Source organism: Hydrogenophilus islandicus, assembly GCF_054657095.1.
In genome coordinates this window covers 39,490-56,686 of sequence record NZ_BAAHXE010000007.1, presented here as the reverse complement: position 1 = coordinate 56,686, position 17,197 = coordinate 39,490, and the positions used below count along the sequence as shown (strand labels likewise).

At 61.5% G+C, this 17,197-nt stretch carries 20 protein-coding genes; 18 read left to right on the top strand and 2 right to left on the bottom strand.

Annotated features, from left to right (window positions below; all coding sequences use genetic code 11):
• Window position 1: 1 nt before the first annotated feature.
• Complete coding sequence (locus tag ACYQ6T_RS03930) at window positions 2–427, bottom strand: DUF1924 domain-containing protein (RefSeq protein ID WP_459827907.1); 426 nt, start codon at window positions 425–427, stop codon at window positions 2–4.
• A gap of 128 nt (window positions 428–555) precedes the next feature.
• Here ACYQ6T_RS03930 and ACYQ6T_RS03925 point away from each other — a divergent pair, with 128 nt between their 5' ends.
• The 17 genes from ACYQ6T_RS03925 to ACYQ6T_RS03845 all read left to right on the top strand — a co-directional run bounded on the left by ACYQ6T_RS03925 (window position 556) and on the right by ACYQ6T_RS03845 (window position 14,862).
• Window positions 556–966: a PepSY domain-containing protein gene (locus ACYQ6T_RS03925; RefSeq protein ID WP_459827904.1), complete on the top strand. Its 411-nt coding sequence runs from the start codon at window positions 556–558 to the stop codon at window positions 964–966.
• 2 nt (window positions 967–968) lie between these two features.
• On the top strand, window positions 969–1,646 hold the full coding sequence (locus ACYQ6T_RS03920) for a response regulator (protein WP_459827901.1): 678 nt from the start codon (window positions 969–971) through the stop codon (window positions 1,644–1,646).
• A 2-nt stretch (window positions 1,647–1,648) separates the two neighbouring features.
• Complete coding sequence (locus tag ACYQ6T_RS03915) at window positions 1,649–3,040, top strand: sensor histidine kinase (protein ID WP_459827971.1); 1,392 nt, start codon at window positions 1,649–1,651, stop codon at window positions 3,038–3,040.
• Window positions 3,041–3,123: 83 nt separating this feature from the next.
• On the top strand, window positions 3,124–3,552 hold the full coding sequence (gene rplM / locus ACYQ6T_RS03910; RefSeq protein ID WP_459827968.1) for a 50S ribosomal protein L13: 429 nt from the start codon (window positions 3,124–3,126) through the stop codon (window positions 3,550–3,552).
• A 10-nt stretch (window positions 3,553–3,562) separates the two neighbouring features.
• Window positions 3,563–3,955, top strand: coding sequence for a 30S ribosomal protein S9 (gene rpsI / locus ACYQ6T_RS03905; protein ID WP_459827899.1), 393 nt, complete (start codon window positions 3,563–3,565; stop codon window positions 3,953–3,955).
• 83 nt (window positions 3,956–4,038) lie between these two features.
• On the top strand, window positions 4,039–5,067 hold the full coding sequence (gene argC, locus ACYQ6T_RS03900) for an N-acetyl-gamma-glutamyl-phosphate reductase (RefSeq protein WP_459827896.1): 1,029 nt from the start codon (window positions 4,039–4,041) through the stop codon (window positions 5,065–5,067).
• Window positions 5,068–5,192: 125 nt separating this feature from the next.
• Window positions 5,193–5,540, top strand: a complete 348-nt coding sequence (gene erpA, locus ACYQ6T_RS03895; protein WP_459827893.1) for an iron-sulfur cluster insertion protein ErpA — start codon at window positions 5,193–5,195, stop codon at window positions 5,538–5,540.
• Window positions 5,541–5,633: 93 nt separating this feature from the next.
• Window positions 5,634–6,401, top strand: coding sequence for an SDR family NAD(P)-dependent oxidoreductase (locus ACYQ6T_RS03890; protein WP_459827890.1), 768 nt, complete (start codon window positions 5,634–5,636; stop codon window positions 6,399–6,401).
• 47 nt (window positions 6,402–6,448) lie between these two features.
• Entirely contained in the window at window positions 6,449–8,911 is a 2,463-nt protein-coding gene (locus ACYQ6T_RS03885; RefSeq protein WP_459827887.1) for a heavy metal translocating P-type ATPase, read from the top strand.
• Between the two features lie 7 nt (window positions 8,912–8,918).
• Window positions 8,919–9,110, top strand: a complete 192-nt coding sequence (gene ccoS, locus ACYQ6T_RS03880) for a cbb3-type cytochrome oxidase assembly protein CcoS (protein WP_459827884.1) — start codon at window positions 8,919–8,921, stop codon at window positions 9,108–9,110.
• A gap of 303 nt (window positions 9,111–9,413) precedes the next feature.
• Window positions 9,414–10,847 carry a cytochrome-c oxidase, cbb3-type subunit I gene (ccoN, locus tag ACYQ6T_RS03875; RefSeq protein WP_459827882.1) on the top strand — a complete coding sequence of 478 codons (1,434 nt, stop codon included), beginning with the start codon at window positions 9,414–9,416 and terminating at the stop codon, window positions 10,845–10,847.
• A gap of 18 nt (window positions 10,848–10,865) precedes the next feature.
• Window positions 10,866–11,507 (top strand): cytochrome-c oxidase, cbb3-type subunit II, encoded by a 642-nt coding sequence (gene ccoO, locus ACYQ6T_RS03870; RefSeq protein WP_459827879.1) that lies wholly within the window; start codon window positions 10,866–10,868, stop codon window positions 11,505–11,507.
• 24 nt (window positions 11,508–11,531) lie between these two features.
• Entirely contained in the window at window positions 11,532–11,708 is a 177-nt protein-coding gene (locus tag ACYQ6T_RS03865) for a cbb3-type cytochrome oxidase subunit 3 (protein ID WP_459827876.1), read from the top strand.
• Complete coding sequence (gene ccoP / locus ACYQ6T_RS03860) at window positions 11,701–12,594, top strand: cytochrome-c oxidase, cbb3-type subunit III (RefSeq protein WP_459827873.1); 894 nt, start codon at window positions 11,701–11,703, stop codon at window positions 12,592–12,594. Before ACYQ6T_RS03865 ends, ccoP begins: the two co-directional genes overlap by 8 nt.
• Before the next feature lie 108 nt (window positions 12,595–12,702).
• Complete coding sequence (gene ccoG, locus ACYQ6T_RS03855; protein WP_459827870.1) at window positions 12,703–14,190, top strand: cytochrome c oxidase accessory protein CcoG; 1,488 nt, start codon at window positions 12,703–12,705, stop codon at window positions 14,188–14,190.
• Between the two features lie 3 nt (window positions 14,191–14,193).
• Complete coding sequence (locus ACYQ6T_RS03850; RefSeq protein ID WP_459827867.1) at window positions 14,194–14,715, top strand: FixH family protein; 522 nt, start codon at window positions 14,194–14,196, stop codon at window positions 14,713–14,715.
• Window positions 14,716–14,724: 9 nt separating this feature from the next.
• A complete protein-coding gene (locus ACYQ6T_RS03845; RefSeq protein ID WP_459827865.1) occupies window positions 14,725–14,862 on the top strand; it encodes a DUF3149 domain-containing protein in 138 nt (45 codons plus the stop codon).
• A 104-nt stretch (window positions 14,863–14,966) separates the two neighbouring features.
• On the opposite strand, the gene ACYQ6T_RS03840 is transcribed toward ACYQ6T_RS03845, so the two are convergent.
• A complete protein-coding gene (locus ACYQ6T_RS03840; protein ID WP_459827862.1) occupies window positions 14,967–15,410 on the bottom strand; it encodes a universal stress protein in 444 nt (147 codons plus the stop codon).
• A gap of 70 nt (window positions 15,411–15,480) precedes the next feature.
• Here ACYQ6T_RS03840 and ACYQ6T_RS03835 point away from each other — a divergent pair, with 70 nt between their 5' ends.
• Entirely contained in the window at window positions 15,481–17,196 is a 1,716-nt protein-coding gene (locus ACYQ6T_RS03835) for a PHA/PHB synthase family protein (protein WP_459827859.1), read from the top strand.
• Window position 17,197 lies beyond the last annotated feature (1 nt).

The following is a 17,197-nucleotide window of genomic DNA, read 5'->3' as shown; positions in this document are numbered from 1 at the left end:
GTTACGGGTTGAGCAGAAAAGCGAGCAGGTCGGCCTTCTCAAGCGCGGTGCATTCGCGCCCGACCACCTCTTTGCAGTTGCGGGTGAGCCATTTGTTGACCTTGGCGGCGTCGGTAAAACGCTCGGGATTGGCTTTGGGCGAGAGGGGCGCGATCGTTTTGCCGGTGACGACGTGCTTCCCCGTTTGCGTCGGGTCTGGCGTATGGCATGAAGAGCACGACGGCATCTTTTCGTTATGGGCAAAGCGGTTCCGGTAGAACTGGGCGCCGCGCACCGCATCGGGGCGAAACGAGCCGTCGTGCTGTTGCGCTTCCGCGGTGAAAGCGGCGAGAAACGCTGCCGGCGAAGTGGGTTCGGCGGCGTGGAGGATGCCTCCCGTGCCGGTGAGCACCCAAGCGAAGAGGATCAGTGGGATCGTCTGTTTCATCATCGACTCCTTTTCTCGGGTGACCGGTGCTATTCTCAGCCCGCAACCTGAACGGCAGGTGAACGCGCCGTTCATCTTCGGTTCATCTCGGGGGCTATACTCACTGCAGAAGTCGCAAGGGAGAGACGATGAAGAGACATTTTTTGCGCTGGAGTGTGCCCGCTCTAGTGGTGGGGATACTCCTTTTCGCAGGGAGGTGGCTGATCGCTCCGGCATTTGCCGATCCACCGGATCAACGGGAATTGCACGCGGCAGTCCAGAATGGGGAGTTTTTGCCTTTTGAGGTGATCATCGGCAAAATCCGTGCGGAGCTTGGCGGCCACCTCATCGAGACTGAGTTGGAAAAAGAGGTGTGGTCGCCGTCGGGTTGGGTTTATGAGGTGAAGTGGCTCACGGGTCACGGACGGCTCGTCAAACGCTACTACGACGCAAAGAGTGGCGAACTGTTGCGGGAAAAGCACAAAGGGCAGAAAACAACCATGCCTGCGGATCGTGCTTCGGGTGCTGTGGGTAGCAGTTCTGGCCGTCAGGTTGAGTAACGATGCGGATTCTAGTCGTCGAAGATGAACCGGTGCTGCGCGAACGGCTAGTCGCCCAGTTGCGCGAAAGCGGTTTTGCTGTCGACGGGGCTGCCACGGCGCTTGAAGCCGACCTCTGGGTGCGCGAGCGGGTTCATGACCTCATTGTCCTCGATCTTGGGCTTCCCGGGCGGGACGGTTTGAGCCTCCTCAAAGCGTGGCGCGCCGCTGGGGTGACGACGCCGGTGCTCATTCTCACCGCCCGTGACGCGTGGTACGAAAAGGTCTCCGGCATTGAGGCCGGAGCCGACGACTACCTCACCAAACCCTACCATCCCGCGGAATTGGTGGCGCGGGTGCGAGCGCTGCTGCGTCGCACGTTGGGCGGTGCGCGCGGCGAGCTCAGTTACGGGCCGCTTGCGATTGATCTTGTCGATCATCAGATCCGCAGGAACGGCGAGTCGATCGCCCTCACCGCGAAAGAGTGGGCGCTCCTCGAGGCGCTCCTCACCCGGCCGGGGCGGATCGTGGCCAAAGAGTTCCTGCGCGAACGCCTCTACAGCGATGGTGACGACCCCGAATCGAATACGGTCGAGGTCTTTGTCGCGCGGCTACGGCGGAAACTCCCTGAAATCCCGCTCGTCACCGAACGGGGTTTGGGGTACCGAGTGTTACCCCCTCAAGCGGCGAGTGGGTCGTGACGATGCTCCGGTCACTGCGCGCGCAGTGGTTCTGGATCGCCACGGGAGTGACCGTGGCGACCCTGGTCGCGCTCGCCGTTTGGTTGCGCTACGAGTTCCACACCCATTTCGAGGAGGAGCAGATTGCCGAGCTTCGGTTGCAGCTCGACGCGGTGACTGCGATCGTTCCGGATCTCACCGACGCGACCCCCACACTCCCCCCAGCACTTGCCGCCCGCCTTGCCGACCCCCGCTGGCAACGCCCCTATTCGGGGTGGTACTGGCAGATCGAGCGGCGCGAACCCGCTCCGCTCGTTTGGACCTCCCGTTCGCTCTGGGATTTCCGCCTCCATCTGCCTGAGCGCGGCGTGCCTGACCCTGGAGGTGAGGCAGTGTTTCGTCACCTGGCTGGCCCCGATCACCAGCAGCTCCTCGCCGTCGTCCGCGAGGTGGTGACCGAGGAGGGGGCGGTGTGGCGAGTCGTGGTCGCGCGCGACCTCGCGTCGCTCGTCGCTCTGGAGGAGGACTTTTTCCGGGAGTTAACTGGGATGCTTGTCGGCGTTGCGCTGCTCCTTCTTGCCGGCGGGCTGGTGCAGTGGTTGGTCGGCGTCCGATCGTTGCAGCGCCTCACCCGGGCGCTTGCCGCCGTCAAGAGGGGAGAGGCTGAAACGGTAGCCGGACGCTACCCCGAAGAGATCGCTGCGGTGGTGGGGGCGCTCAACGCGCTCCTCCACACCCAGCGGGAACAGAACGAGGCGGCGCGCCGCCAGACCGGGGAGCTTGCGCACGCGCTCAAAACGCCGCTCGCGGCGATTCTCCAAATCGCTCGCCACGAAGCGCCGCAACCGTGGGCTGAGGCAATTGTCGAACAGGCCGAAAGCGCGCACGCCCACGTCCGCCACTTTCTCGCGCTGGCCCGCGCGGAGGCGAGCCGCGTGGTGCTGGGTAAGCGGACCAATCTGGCCGAAGTGCTCGATAAGACTTCGCGTGCGCTTGCGACGATCTTCGCCGATCGCGCACTCGATTGGACCCACGACTGGTCTGATCCCCTCTGGGCGGTGGGGGACGCTCGCGACTTGACGGAACTCTTCGGCAATCTCCTCGAAAATGCGGCGCGCCACGCCCGTTCCCGGGTGGTGATCCACGCCGAAAGAGGTGAGGAGGGCGGAGTTGTTGGCTGCCGTGTCGTCATCGAGGACGACGGCCCCGGCTGGACGCCGGGGGCGCCCCACCGAGACGCCGGGCAATCCCCGGGGGAGCAGGAGTTTCTGCCGCAAGCCGGGCTGGGTCTGACCGTTATCCGGTCGATCGTCAGCGCTTTGGGCGGCACGATCGCGTGGGAGCGAAGCACCTCTTTGGGCGGCACGCGCGTGGTGCTCTTTTTGCCGGGCCAATTTGTTGCGCAGAAGCATTGACAGACGCCCCTTTTTTGTTAGAATTCCACTTTTCCTAAAGAGGCTGCGCCCGCGGCCAAAAAAGAGACAGTCAGAGGATGCACATGAAGACCTTTTCCGCCAAACCGCATGAAGTGAAGCGCGACTGGTATGTCGTGGATGCGTCCGGCAAGGTTTTGGGGCGTTTGGCCTCGGAAATCGCCCGACGTCTTCGCGGCAAGCATAAGTCGATCTACACCCCGCACGTCGATACGGGCGACTACATCGTTGTCGTCAATGTCGACCAGATCCGCGTGACCGGGAATAAAGCGAAAGAGAAGAAATACTATCGCCACTCGGGCTATCCCGGCGGCCTCTATGAGACGACTTTCGAGAAGCTCCTCGCCAAACACCCCGAGCAGGTGTTGGAAAAGGCGGTCAAAGGGATGCTGCCGAAGGGGCCTTTGGGTTATCGTATGATCAAAAAGTTGAAGTGCTACGCAGGGCCGGAGCATCCGCACGCTGCGCAGCAACCAAAACCGCTCGAGATCTGAGGAGCGAACGATGGCGGTCAAGCAAAACTATGGTACGGGACGCCGCAAAGAGGCTGTGGCGCGTGTCTTTCTGAAGCCCGGTAGCGGCAACATTGTCGTGAATGGCAAACCCGTTGATCACTATTTCTCCCGTGAAACGGCGCGTATGGTGGTGCGTCAGCCGCTCAACCTCCTCGGGGTGGCGGAACAGTTCGACTTCACTATCACGGTTTCAGGGGGTGGCGAATCGGGCCAAGCGGGTGCAGTCCGTCACGGCATCACCCGTGCGCTCGTCGATTACAACCCTGAGTGGAAAGCGCAGTTGCGCGCCGCCGGATTTGTCACGCGGGATGCGCGTGAAGTCGAGCGCAAGAAAGTGGGCCTCAAGAAAGCCCGCCGCGCCGAACAGTACTCGAAGCGTTAAAGCGAAGAGCACGGCGAACGAAGCCACCTCCGCGGTGGCTTTTTTGTTGTGCGCCCGGCAGGGTGTACTCACTTGGAGGTGCGATGATTCGTGTCGGTATCGTTGGCGGAACAGGTTACACGGGCGTAGAGCTTCTGCGCCTTCTCGCGGGACATCCTCAGGTTGTGCTCCATGCGATCACCTCGCGCGGCGAGGCAGGCACAGCCGTTGCCGCGCTTTTCCCGTCGCTCCGGGGGCGCGTCGATGCTCTTTTCGCTCATCCCGATGAAGCGCCACTGGAGGAGTGCGATCTCGTCTTCTTCGCCACACCCAACGGCATCGCGATGAAAGAGGCGCCGCGGCTCCTTGCGAAAGGGGTGCGGGTGATCGATCTTGCCGCCGACTTTCGCCTGCGTGACGTTGCGGCGTGGGAGCGCTGGTACGGGATGAAGCACGCGGCGCCCGAATGGGTCGCCCAGGCAGTCTATGGGTTGCCCGAACTCTTTCGCGACGAGATTCGCAACGCGCAGCTCGTCGCCAACCCCGGTTGTTATCCGACCGCGGTGCAGTTGGGCTTGGCGCCGCTTCTTGAAGCGGGCGTGGTGCGGCGGGAAGGGCTCATCGCCGACTGCAAGTCGGGGGTTTCGGGCGCAGGGCGGAAGGCGGAAGTCCATATCCTTTTTGCCGAGGCGAGTGACAATTTCAAAGCCTACGGCGTCGCTGGCCACCGCCACCTACCCGAAATCACCCAAGGGTTGTCGCGGGTCGCTGGTAGCGCGGTCGACCTCACCTTCGTTCCCCATCTGACGCCGATGATCCGCGGAATCCACGCGACGCTCTACGCCGAACTCACCCAAGAGGTCGACGTGCAGGAGCTCTATGCCGCGCGTTACCGGAACGAGCCGTTCGTCGATGTGATGCCCCCCGGGTCGCACCCGGAGACCCGCTCGGTTCGCGCCGCGAACCTCTGCCGGATTGCCGTTCATCGTCCGGGAGGAGGAGCAAGGGTGGTCGTGCTCTCGGTGATCGACAACCTGGTGAAAGGGGCAGCCGGTCAAGCGGTGCAAAATATGAACCTGATGTTTGGCTTCCCTGAGACGATGGGGTTGGAAGCTGTCCCGGTCTCGCCGTAACGGCCACTGCGTCACTTTCAACGCTCCATCCGCAAGAAGTGGATCGCGCCCCCCGAAAGGGGGGTTGCTTTTTTCTGAGTAAAACGCTAAGGTATTGGAACGGCAACAGTCAAGGAGTCATGGCAATGAGTGAAGCGGTTACCGACGATATCCTCATCTTTACCGATGCGGCAGCGGCCAAGGTGCGCGAGCTGATCGATGAGGAGGGGAATCCCAACTTGAAGCTCCGCGTCTTCATCACCGGCGGCGGCTGCTCCGGTTTTCAGTATGGTTTTACCTTCGACGAGGAGGTGGCCGACGACGATACCGTGATCGAGAAAGGGGGCGTGACGCTTCTGATCGACGCGATGAGCTATCAATACCTCGTGGGTGCTGAGATCGACTACGTTGAGGACATTAACGGGGCGCAGTTCGTGATCCGCAACCCGAATGCGGTTACGACCTGCGGTTGCGGCTCCTCCTTCTCGGTTTGAGCCATTCGCTCCTCTCTTCGCGACGCCGCCCTGCGGGGCGGTTTTTTTGTGGTACGATTGACGTTGACGTCAACGTAACTAGCGGAGAAGGTGATGGAGACGAAAAACGCAGTTTTTCTGGTGACCGGCGCAGCGTCGGGGCTTGGTGCGGCAACCGCCGCGGCCGCAGTGGCGAACGGGGGGAAAGTGGTGCTGCTCGACCGTGACGCGCAAAAAGGGGAGGCGGTGGCTGCGTCGCTCGGCGATCGGGCGCGGTTCCTCTTTTGCGATGTCACTGATGAAGCGTCGGTGGCGGCAGCTGTGGATGAGGCGGTCGCGACTTTCGGGCGGATCGATGTGCTGGTGAACTGCGCCGGGGTTGCCCCAGCTGAAAAGCTGGTTGGCCGCGACGGGCCCCACTCCCTGGCGCTCTTTGAACGAACGATCGCGATCAACCTGACCGGCACCTTCAACACGATGCGCCTCGTTGCCGAAAAGATGGTCGCCAATGAACCCCATGAGACGGGCGAACGGGGGGTGGTCGTCAACACCGCGTCGATCGCCGCGTTCGAGGGGCAGATCGGCCAGATCGCCTACGCTGCCTCGAAAGGGGGGATCGTCGCGATGACCCTTCCTGCGGCACGGGAATTGGCCCGCCACGGCGTTCGCGTGATGACGATCGCACCGGGGATCATGGAGACGCCGATGTTGTTGGGGATGCCCGAAGAGGTCCAGCAGTCGCTCCATGCGATGGTCCCCTTCCCGCGCCGGATGGGGAAAGCAGCCGAATACGCCGCGCTGGTCCTTCATATCGTCTCCAACCCTTATCTCAACGGCGAGACGATCCGCCTCGACGGTGCGATTCGCATGGGCGCGAAGTAGCCCTTCGGGTACAATCGGGTCGGTCCGTCTCCCGCACGAAACGTTTGATGAGCGTACCCGACGAGAACGACCCGAATTGTTACCACTGCGGTCTGCCCATCCCGCCTGACACCCACTACACCGTCACCATCGACGGGGTACCCCGCCGGATGTGCTGCGCGGGGTGCGAAGCGGTCGCGAACGCCATCGTCGCGGCGGGGCTTGCCGACTACTACCGCCACCGCGACGCGATGCCTGAACCGGTGCGGGAGGCGCTCCCCGATGTCTTGAAGGAGTTGGAGGCGTTCGACGCCCCGGAACTGGTCGCGCAGCTTTCGCGCCCGGCATCCGACCACGAGCGGGAGGTGTCGCTGATCCTCGAAGGGATCACCTGCGCGGCGTGTGTCTGGCTCAACGAACAGCACCTGCGGCGGCAGAAAGGGGTGACCCACGTCGAGATCAACTACGCGACGCGGCGAGCGCTTGTTCGCTGGAACCCAGAGGAGATTTCGCTCTCCCGTATTCTCCAGGCGGTGGCAGAGATCGGCTACCGCGCCTATCCGTTCGATGCGCAGACGAGTGAGGCGGTGGCGCAGCGGGAGCGCCGCTCGATGTTGTGGCGCGTCTTCGTTGCCGGTTTTGCGTCGATGCAGGTGATGATGTACCTCGTGCCCACCTACCTTGCCGGCGAAGGGGAGATGGATCCCTCCTACCGCCAGCTCTTCTATTGGGCATCCTTCTTCTTGACCCTGCCGGTGATGTTTTATTCTTGCGGGCCGTTTTACCGCAACGCCTGGCGTGACCTCAAACAGCGGCGCGTCGGGATGGACGTCCCGGTAGCGCTTGGCCTTTTGATCGCTTTTGCCGCGAGCCTCTTTGGGATGGTGACAGGTTACTCCGACGTCTATTTCGATTCGGTGAGCATGTTTGCCTTTTTCCTTCTCTCCGGTCGCTACTTTGAGATGGCGGCACGGCAGCGGGCGGTGCGTAGCCTCGACGAGCTTGCGCGGGCGCTTCCGGCGCTCGCGGAGCGGTGGAATCCCGAGACGGGCAGTTTTGAGACGGTCCCGGCGGTGCGCCTCCGTCCCGGCGATCGTCTCCGGGTCAAACCGGGGGAGACCTTTCCAGCCGATGGCGTCGTCGTCGAGGGCAGTAGCGACGTGGTGGAGGCGATCCTCACCGGCGAGAGTCGTCCGGTGGCGAAAAGCGTCGGCGACGAAGTGGTTGGGGGAAGTACCAACGGTGGCGGGGTGTTGATCGTCGAAGTGACCCGGGTTGGCGAAGAGTCGCGTTTGGCAAGTATCCGGCGGCTCGTCGAGCGGGCGCAGAGCGAACGGCCCAAAATTGCTTCGGAAGCCGATCGCCTCGCGGGGCGGTTCGTCGTGACGGTCCTCCTCCTTGCCCTCATCACCCTGCTCTTCTGGGCGTGGTGGGATCCCACGCGCATCGTTCCGGCTGTCGTTGCGGTGTTGATCGTCGCCTGCCCGTGTGCGTTGGCGTTGGCAACCCCCGCTGCGGTCACCGCGGCAACCGACGCGCTCCTGCGTCGCGGCGTGCTGGTGACGCGCGGCCATGTGCTCGAGACCGCCGCGCGGCTCACCGACTGCTGTTTCGACAAGACCGGCACCTTGACGGTGGGCAAGCCGCAACTCGAGGCGGTCGTTTTCCTCTCGCCGCGTTATCGCGAGCAGGATGCGCTCGCGCTCGCTGCGACGCTTGAGGCGGGGAGCAACCACCCAATCGCGCGTGCGCTTCTTGCCGCGGCGGAGGAGAAGGGGCTTTCGCCACTTCCCGCTGAAGCGATCAGCCACGAGACTGGGGGCGGGATGAGTGCGTGCGTCGCTGGCCGCCGGATCGCGCTCGGCCGGCCGGAGTGGGTCCAGGGGGTTTTAGGACTCCCCTCGCTTCCCGAGGGGCTGACTGACGGCGCCAACGGCGACGCCACGCTCGTTGCCCTTGCCGAAGAGGGGGAGTGGATCGCCGTTTTGGTGTTGCGCGATGCCCTTCGCACTGAGGCGCAAGCGGTGGCTGAACGACTCGCTACAGCGGGCGTGCAGCTCCATATCCTCTCCGGCGATCGTCCTGACGCAGTCAGGGCTGTTGCGGAGAAGCTCGGTGTTGCGGACGCGCAGGGGGGATTGCTCCCAGAGGCGAAACACGCGCAGCTCGTGGCGCTCCGGGAACAAGGCGCAGTGGTCGGCATGGTCGGGGATGGGGTCAACGACGCACCGGTGCTTGCCGCTGCCGACGTCGGCATCGCGATGGGCGGGGGCGCTGACCTCACGCGGCTCCACGCCGACGTTGTGTTGGCCAGCGAATCACTTTTGGGGGTCTGGTGGCTCTACCGCCAGTCGCAACGCACGTTGCGGATTATCCGGCAGAATCTCCGCTGGTCGTTTGCCTATAATGTTCTGGCGATCCCGCTGGCGATGGCAGGCTGGGTGACCCCGTGGCTTGCAGGGATCGGGATGGCGGCAAGTTCCCTGGTGGTCGTCGCGAACGCGCTGCGGCTGCAGCGGCTGCCGGAGTAAAGGATCCATGGATCTGGAAATCCTCTACCTCTTGATTCCGCTCTCGCTCGTGCTCGTCGCGGTGATCGGTGTCGTCTTTTGGTGGGCGGTGAAGCGCGGCCAATTCGATGACCTTGAAGGCCCCGCATACCAAATTTTGTTTGACGACGAGAAGCCGCGACCTGTTCCCCCTGAGGAGGGCAAAGCGGAAAAAAAGTGAGGGAATGTTGACTTATCTCAAAGAACCGTGTCGGCATTGCGGCTATAATGACTACGCGGTTCGCGCAATGTGGCGGCCGTTGGGTTTCTTGTCTCTCTGTTGGGGTTGGGGGTGCGATCATTCGCACCCTTTTTTTTGGTTCCTTTCGACGGTATTCACCAGCGCTGAATGCACGTGGGGCGCTTTGTTGCTAAAATGGCAACGCTTTCTTGATTTAGATCAATACATCTTTTTGCGTTCGGTGTATCCTTATGGGTGGCGGCAATTGTGCCGTAAGTTTGGGTTCTCTGGATAGGAGGTCTTATGGAAGCGCAAACGACTTATAACTACAAAGTCGTGCGCCAGTTCGCCGTGATGGCGGTGATCTGGGGCATTGTCGGGATGGCGGTGGGGGTGCTCATCGCCTCGCAGCTCGTCTGGCCGCAGCTTGACTTTACCGGCCTCGGCGAGTGGTTCCACTTTGGCCGCTTGCGGCCACTGCACACCAACGCGGTGATCTTTGCGTTTGGAGGTAGCGCTCTCTTTGCCACCTCCTACTACGTGGTCCAGCGCACGTGCCACACCTCGCTCTTTGCGCCGGCGCTCGCCTCCTTTACCTTCTGGGGTTGGCAACTGGTGATCGTGCTCGCCGCGATTACGCTGCCACTCGGGATCACCACCGGCAAGGAGTACGCCGAGCTTGAGTGGCCAATCGACCTCTTGATCACCCTCATTTGGGTCGCCTACGCGATCGTCTTCTTCGGCACGATCGCGAAGCGCAAAACCAGCCACATCTACGTCGCCAACTGGTTCTACGGCGCCTTCATCATTGCGGTGGCGCTGCTCCACATCGTCAATAGCGGTGAAATCCCGGTGACGCTGTGGAAGTCCTACTCGCTCTACGCGGGTGCGCAGGATGCGATGGTGCAGTGGTGGTACGGCCACAACGCGGTCGGTTTCTTCCTCACTGCAGGCTTCTTGGGGATGATGTACTACTTCGTGCCGAAGCAGGCGCAGCGGCCGGTCTACTCCTACCGCCTTTCGGTCGTCCACTTCTGGGCCCTCATCTTCACCTATATGTGGGCGGGTCCCCACCACCTCCACTACACGGCACTTCCCGACTGGACGCAGTCGCTCGGGATGATCTTCTCGCTGATCCTGCTCGCTCCCTCCTGGGGTGGGATGATCAACGGGATCATGACCCTTTCGGGGGTGTGGTACAAACTGCGGGATGACCCGATCCTCAAGTTCCTGATCGTTTCGCTCTCGTTCTACGGGATGAGCACCTTCGAAGGGCCGATGATGTCGGTGAAGACGGTGAATGCCCTTTCGCACTACACCGACTGGACCGTTGGCCACGTCCACTCCGGGGCGCTCGGCTGGGTCGGCATGGTGACGATCGGTTCGCTCTACTACCTCATCCCGCGGATGTACGGCAAAACCGAGATGTGGTCGAAAGACTTGGTGACGCTCCACTTCTGGATCGCGACGATCGGGATCGTCCTCTACATCGCGTCGATGTGGATTTCGGGTGTGATGCAGGGGTTGATGTGGCGGGCCACCAACGCCGACGGGACGCTTACCTACGCGTTCATCGAGTCGGTGAAAGCCTCCTACCCCTTCTGGGCGATCCGCGCGTTGGGCGGTCTCCTCTACCTCGCCGGGATGGTGATCATGCTCTACAACGTCGTGAAGACGATCGCCGGTGTGCAACCGGTGGAAGAGCGGATCATGCCGGCTCCGGCTGCGGCCCACTAATCCGAGGAGAAAGGGATCATGGCACATTCAAAACATGACATCATCGAACGGAGCGTGCCGCTGCTCATCATTCTGACCCTCCTGACCGTAAGTGTGGGGGGGTTGGTGGAGATTGTGCCGCTCTTCTTCCAGCACTCGACCACGAAACCGATCGACCGCGACGGCAAGCCGCTTGACGTCAAACCCTACGACGCGTTGCGCCTCACGGGGCGGGACATCTACATCCGCGAAGGGTGCTACAACTGCCATTCGCAGATGGTTCGCCCGTTCCGTGCCGAAACAGAGCGGTACGGCCACTACTCGGTCGCCGGTGAGTACATCTATGACCGCCCATTCCAGTGGGGGTCGAAACGGACCGGTCCCGACCTCCACCGCGTGGGCGGCCGCTACTCCGATGAGTGGCACCGCGCGCACCTCAACAATCCGCGTGACGTGGTGCCCGAGTCGAACATGCCGGCGTTTCCGTGGTTGAACCGGCCGATCAAGGAGAGCGACGTCGCGTCGATCCAGGCGAAGATGCGCGCGCTGAAGAAGCTCGGCCATCCCTACTCGGAAGAGGAGATCGCCAACGCGCCGAAGATGCTCGAAGGCAAGACCGAGATGGATGCGGTGGTGGCCTATCTGCAAGGGTTGGGCCGCGCGTTGTCCAACTTCCAGTAACGGGATTCGGGAAGGGGTGAGCTGATGGATCTCAACGATTGGCGCGCACTGGTGACGGTCCTGTCGTTCGTCTGTTTCCTGGCGATCGTCGCGTGGGCCTACAGCAAGCACGCCAAACCCGGGTTCGACGAAGCAGCTCGGATCCCCTTCCTGGACGAACCGGAAAACGGCAATAACGAGAGAGGATCGAGTCATGGCTGATTTCATTTCTCCCTTCTGGGATCTCTATGTCAAAGGAATTGTGGCGCTGTCGCTGCTCTTCTGTGTCTTCATCATCGCGAGCAACATGCGCGCCACCGGCAAAGTTGGGGAGCTGCAACCCCACAGCTGGGACGAGAACCTCCAGGAGTGGAACAACCCCCTGCCGCGCTGGTGGATGTACCTCTTCTGGATCACGGTGATCTTTGGTATCGCCTATCTGGTGATCTATCCGGGGTTTGGTAGCTTCAAAGGGATCGCGGGGTGGACCTCCGTCGGTCAGTGGGAGCGGGAGATGAAGGCGGCGGAAGAGAAGTATGGCCCGCTCTACGCGAAGTACCGCAACATGGACGTTAAAGCGATCGCGGCAGACCCCGAAGCGATGGGGATGGGGAAACGGCTCTTCCAGACCTACTGCATGCAGTGTCATGGGGCTGACGCCCGTGGCGCGAAGGGTTTCCCGAACCTGACCGACAACGACTGGCTGGGTGGCGATGGTTCTCCTGAATATATCAAGGCGACGATCACCGCTGGCCGTATGGCCGTGATGCCCCCCTTCCCGCAGCTCGGCGAAGATGGGGCGAAAAACGTTGCCCACTATGTCCGATCGCTTTCTGGTCTTTCGCACGACGCGACGCGGGCGCAACTCGGTGCCAAGATCTTTGCTGAAAACTGCGCTGCATGCCACGGCCCCGATGGCAAAGGGAACACGGCGATCGGTGCTCCCAACCTCACCGACAACATCTGGCTCTACAGCTCATCGGAAGCGCAGATTGTCAGCAACGTGCTCAATGGCCTTCAGAACCGGATGCCGGCGTTCGGCGAGTTCCTCGGGCAAGATAAGGTTCACCTCTTGACGGCCTACGTCTGGAGCTTGAGCCACAAGTAACTCGAATTAGGGGGCAGGGTGGAGCCCGCCCCCCATTGTTTCCAACCCCAATCGGTCATGCGCGCTTCAAGTAATGCGCCGTCATGATAAGAAGATAAGGAAATAATGATGGATTCAGAAAACGATAAAGTCACCGCTGCCAACGTCTTGGAAGCGGAACAGAAGAGCCCCGAGGAAATCAACCGGGGAGAGCCAGCGTCGCGCAAGAAAAGCGAGCCCGAAGAGCAGACACTCTACGCGAAGCGTAAAAAGCTCTACGTCCGCTCAACGACTGGCCCTTTTCAAAATTGGCGCTGGTTTTTCGTCTTCCTGACCCAAGCGATCTTTTATGGTCTTCCGTGGCTTGATTGGAACGGCCGGCAAGCAGTCCTTTTTCACCTGACTGAACGCAAGTTCTACCTCTTTGGCTGGGTCTTCTGGCCGCAGGACGTCTTTTTCCTCGCGATCATCTTGATCCTCTCGGCTTACGCGCTCTTCTTCTTCACGACCATTGCGGGGCGCCTCTGGTGTGGCTACACCTGCCCACAGACGGTCTACACCGAAATTTTCATGTGGCTCGAGGAGAAAATCGAGGGAGACCACATCAAGCGGCGTAAGCTTGACGAAGCGCCGTGGAGTGGCGAGAAACTTCTGCGGCGCGGCACCAAATATGTGGTGTGGATCCTCTTTTCGCTGTGGACGGGCTTTACCCTGGTGATGTACTTCACCCCGCGGCAGGAGTTGCTCGCCGAGTTGGCGACGCTGAGTTTTGGCCCGTGGGAATGGTTCTGGATCTTCTTTTACGCCGGGTTCACCTATCTCCTCGCGGGGGTACTGCGTGAGCAGGTCTGCAAGTACATGTGCCCTTATGCCCGTTTTCAAGGGGTGATGTTCGACCCCGATACGCTGATCATCACGTATGACGCCGAGCGGGGCGAGCCACGTGGGCCGAGGAAGAGAGGGGTCGATCCCCGGTCGATCGGCAAAGGGGATTGTATCGATTGTGGCATCTGCGTTCAGGTCTGCCCCACCGGGATCGACATCCGCAACGGCTTGCAGTACGAGTGCATCGGCTGTGCGGCGTGCATCGACGCCTGTAACCAGGTGATGGACAAGATGGGTTACCCGCGGGGGCTGATCCGCTACAGCACCGAAAACGCGATGCTCTACCACTGGGATCGGCGTACGGCGTGGCGTCGGGTTTTGCGGCCGCGGGTGCTCGTCTATGGGATCTTGTTGGCGATCTTTACTGGGGTGCTGTTCTACAAGATCGCCACTCGGCCTGATGTGCGGGTCGATGTGCTGCGGGACCGGGCGACACTCTCCCGCGAGCTCCCCGGCGGCTGGATCGAGAATGTCTACACCTTGCGGCTGATGAACATGGCGGAACGGCCACGGCAGTACGCCATTTCGGTTTCGGGGATTCCCGGTGTGCGGATCGAGGGTCCCACGGTGGTTTCAATGGCGGCGGCATCGACTGAATCGGTCGTCTTGTCCGTTCAGGCGCCGGCAAGTGAAGTGAAGCCGGGGCGCTACGATATCTATTTTGAGATCCGCGTGGCCGATGAACCGACCAATGTTACCCGCGAGCACGCAACCTTCCTGGTAGCGGAGTAAGTGATGACCGGTCGTTCGCAACGTTCTTCAACTCCTTGGTACAAAGAGCGGTGGCCATGGTTGCTGATGGTGCCGCCGCTCGTTGCCATTGTCGTTGGTTTTTACACTCTGAAACTGGCGATACAGAGTTGGGACGGGTTGGTTTCGGACGACTATTACAAAGAGGGGTTGGCAATCCAGAAGCGGATCGATCGCACTGCAAAAGCGGCGGAGTTGGGACTTGCCGCTTGGGTTCATTGGCAAGAGGGGCGGTTGACCCTTTGGTTCGATCGCGACCGGCTGCGTACCACCCTCCCGCACCTCATCACCGTCCGTTTCGTTCATCCGACCCAAAACGGCAAGGATCAGCAGCTCAATCTGGTGCTCGATGACGGGCGCTACTGGGCTCCGCTCCCCTTGCCGACGATGGGGCGGTGGCATATTGTGATCGAAGACGAGTCCCGCCAGTGGCGACTGAGCGGGACCATCCAAATCCCGACCGAGAGAGAGGAGCTCATCCTACCGAGTGTTCCTAATCAGCAATAGGAGGGCATCATGTCTGACGCACTGCGGGAGTTCCTGACGACCGATATCGGGTTGTTGAGCCTCTTTACGATCGGTTTCATTGTTGTGATGGCGGGGTACATTTACCGCTTCGTGAAGGAGCACATGAACGACAAGCCCGAAGCGTAGGCTAAAGGTAGTTTGGCCGACTGCATGGTCATCGGGTTCGGGCAGTCGGCCTCATTCAAACGCCTTCCCGCAGGAAGGCGTGTGGCGTTTTTTGCGTCCTTTTCCTAGCGGTAGACCAATACGGGCAGTTTCGTGTGGGAGAGCACCTTGTGGGTGACGCTCCCCAAGAGCAGTTTGGCGATGCCGCTGCGGCCGTGCGACGCGATGAAGATGAGGTCGCACCCATGCCGTTCGGCCGCATCGATGATCGCCTCAGCTGGGGCGTCGCTCACCACGGTGTCGGTATCGGCCTCAACGCCAGCCTCACTTGCCCGCTCTTTGGCGGCATTGAGGATCATTTTGGCCTCTTCCTCTGCAGCCTTGCGGAACTGCTCCGGAGTGGTGGGGTCGATCAGCGCCCCTTCGCCATAGACGGGCAGCGGAAAGTCGGGTTGGGCATAAAAAAAGGTGATCCGCGCCTCGAGACGCTTCGCGAATGTGACCGCCCGTTCCACTGCGGCTTGCGACAGTTCAGAACCATCGGTGGGTACCAAGAGATGGCGAAACATAGTTGGCAACTCCTTGCGCGTGTGTTAGATTGATCCATTATAGCGTAGCGGAAACGGAAAAGGGGTAGCGATGAGCAACGGATTGCATTCAACATCCGAGCGGATGGCGGAGGTGCTCCATCAGATGGCCGAGGAGAGCTGGGACCCGATCGGGGTTGCTGCCCCTCTGGTTCATGCTGCTTATGCGTGGGCAACCCACCCGGTGGAGCTGAGTCACTTGTGGGGTGAGGCCCTGGAGACGACCGGTCGCTGGCAACAGTTTGTCTGGCGCCGTGTTGCGGGGGATGCTGCTGCCCAACCCCCCTTCCCGCCTGTTGCCGACGATAGCCGCTGGGACCATCCCGCATGGCAAGATCATCCGCTTTGGGCCGGGCTTCAGCAAGCCTACTTCGGGGCTACCCGGTTCATTCAGGATGCGATCTACGCTGCACCGGGCGTCGCGGAAAGGGAGCGTCGCCGCGCGGCCTTTTGGCACCGGGTCTTTGCCAACGCATGGGCACCGACCAATTTTTTGTGGACCAACCCGGAAGCGCAACGGCGGTTGCTTGCAAGCGGTGGCGAGTCGCTCTGGCAGGGGGTCAAGAATTTCTGGGCCGACATGGCTGCGGGTCAGGTGCGGATGTCCCGCACCGACGATTTCCGCGTCGGGGAAAATCTTGCCACGACGCCCGGGCAGGTGGTTGCGAAAAGCGCCCTTGCCGAGGTGATCCGCTACCGACCGTCGACTCCCACCCAGTACGCCCGACCGCTGGTGATCGTCCCGCCGTGGATCAACAAATTTTACATCCTCGACCTGACGCCGGAAAAAAGTCTGGTCCAGTTCCTGCGGGACGCCGGGTTTGACGTTTTTCTCATCAGCTGGCGCAACCCTACCCCGGAGATGGCGGCAACGACTTTTGACGACTATCTGCGCGACGGCATCGATTTGGCGGTGGAGACGGCCCGTTCCCTGAGCGGAGCAGACCGGGTGCAGGCGGTGGGTTACTGCCTGGGGGGGACGGCGCTGGCGTCGTATGCCGCTGTGAAGGGGGCCGAACTGGGGGAGAAGACGCCGCTTGCCAGTGCCACCTTCTTCACGACGCTCGTCGATTTTGCGGCACCTGGGGATATCGAGGTCTTTATCGATCCAGGAACCGTCCGGTACCTCTGCCATAAGATGGCGCTCACCGGCTACCTTGACGGTGGCGAAATGGCTGCAGCGTTTCGCCTGCTGCGTTCGAACTCGCTGATCTGGCACTATGTGGTGCACGGCTGGCTCTACGGGGAGGAGCCTCCCCCCTTTGATGTGCTCTACTGGAACATGGATACCACGCGGATGCCGGCAGCGATGCACTGTTGGTATCTGCGCGAGCTCTATCTGAACAATCGCCTGGTGAAACCCGGAACACTGGTGCTTTTGGGGCAGCCAGTGGATCTGCGCGCGATCACGGTCCCGATCTACGCGGTGGGGGCGGAGGATGATCACATCGCACCGTGGCGCCAGACCTATCGCTTGCTGAAACAGGTTCGCGGTCCCAAACGCTACGTCCTCTCGAGCTCCGGCCATATCCTCGGGATCGTCAACCCGCCGCGCAACCCACCGAAACGCCACTACCGCGCAAGCGATTTTGCCGAAATCATTCCCAAGGCCGACGAGTGGTTCGCGGCAACTGAGCCGCAGCCCAACAGCTGGTGGAATGACTGGCTCGCCTGGTTGCAGCGTGGTGCAGGGGAGCGCGTTGCCGCAAGTGACCCGCAAACGTGGCCGAATCTCGGTGCCGCGCCGGGAGCGTATGTCCTGCAGTGAC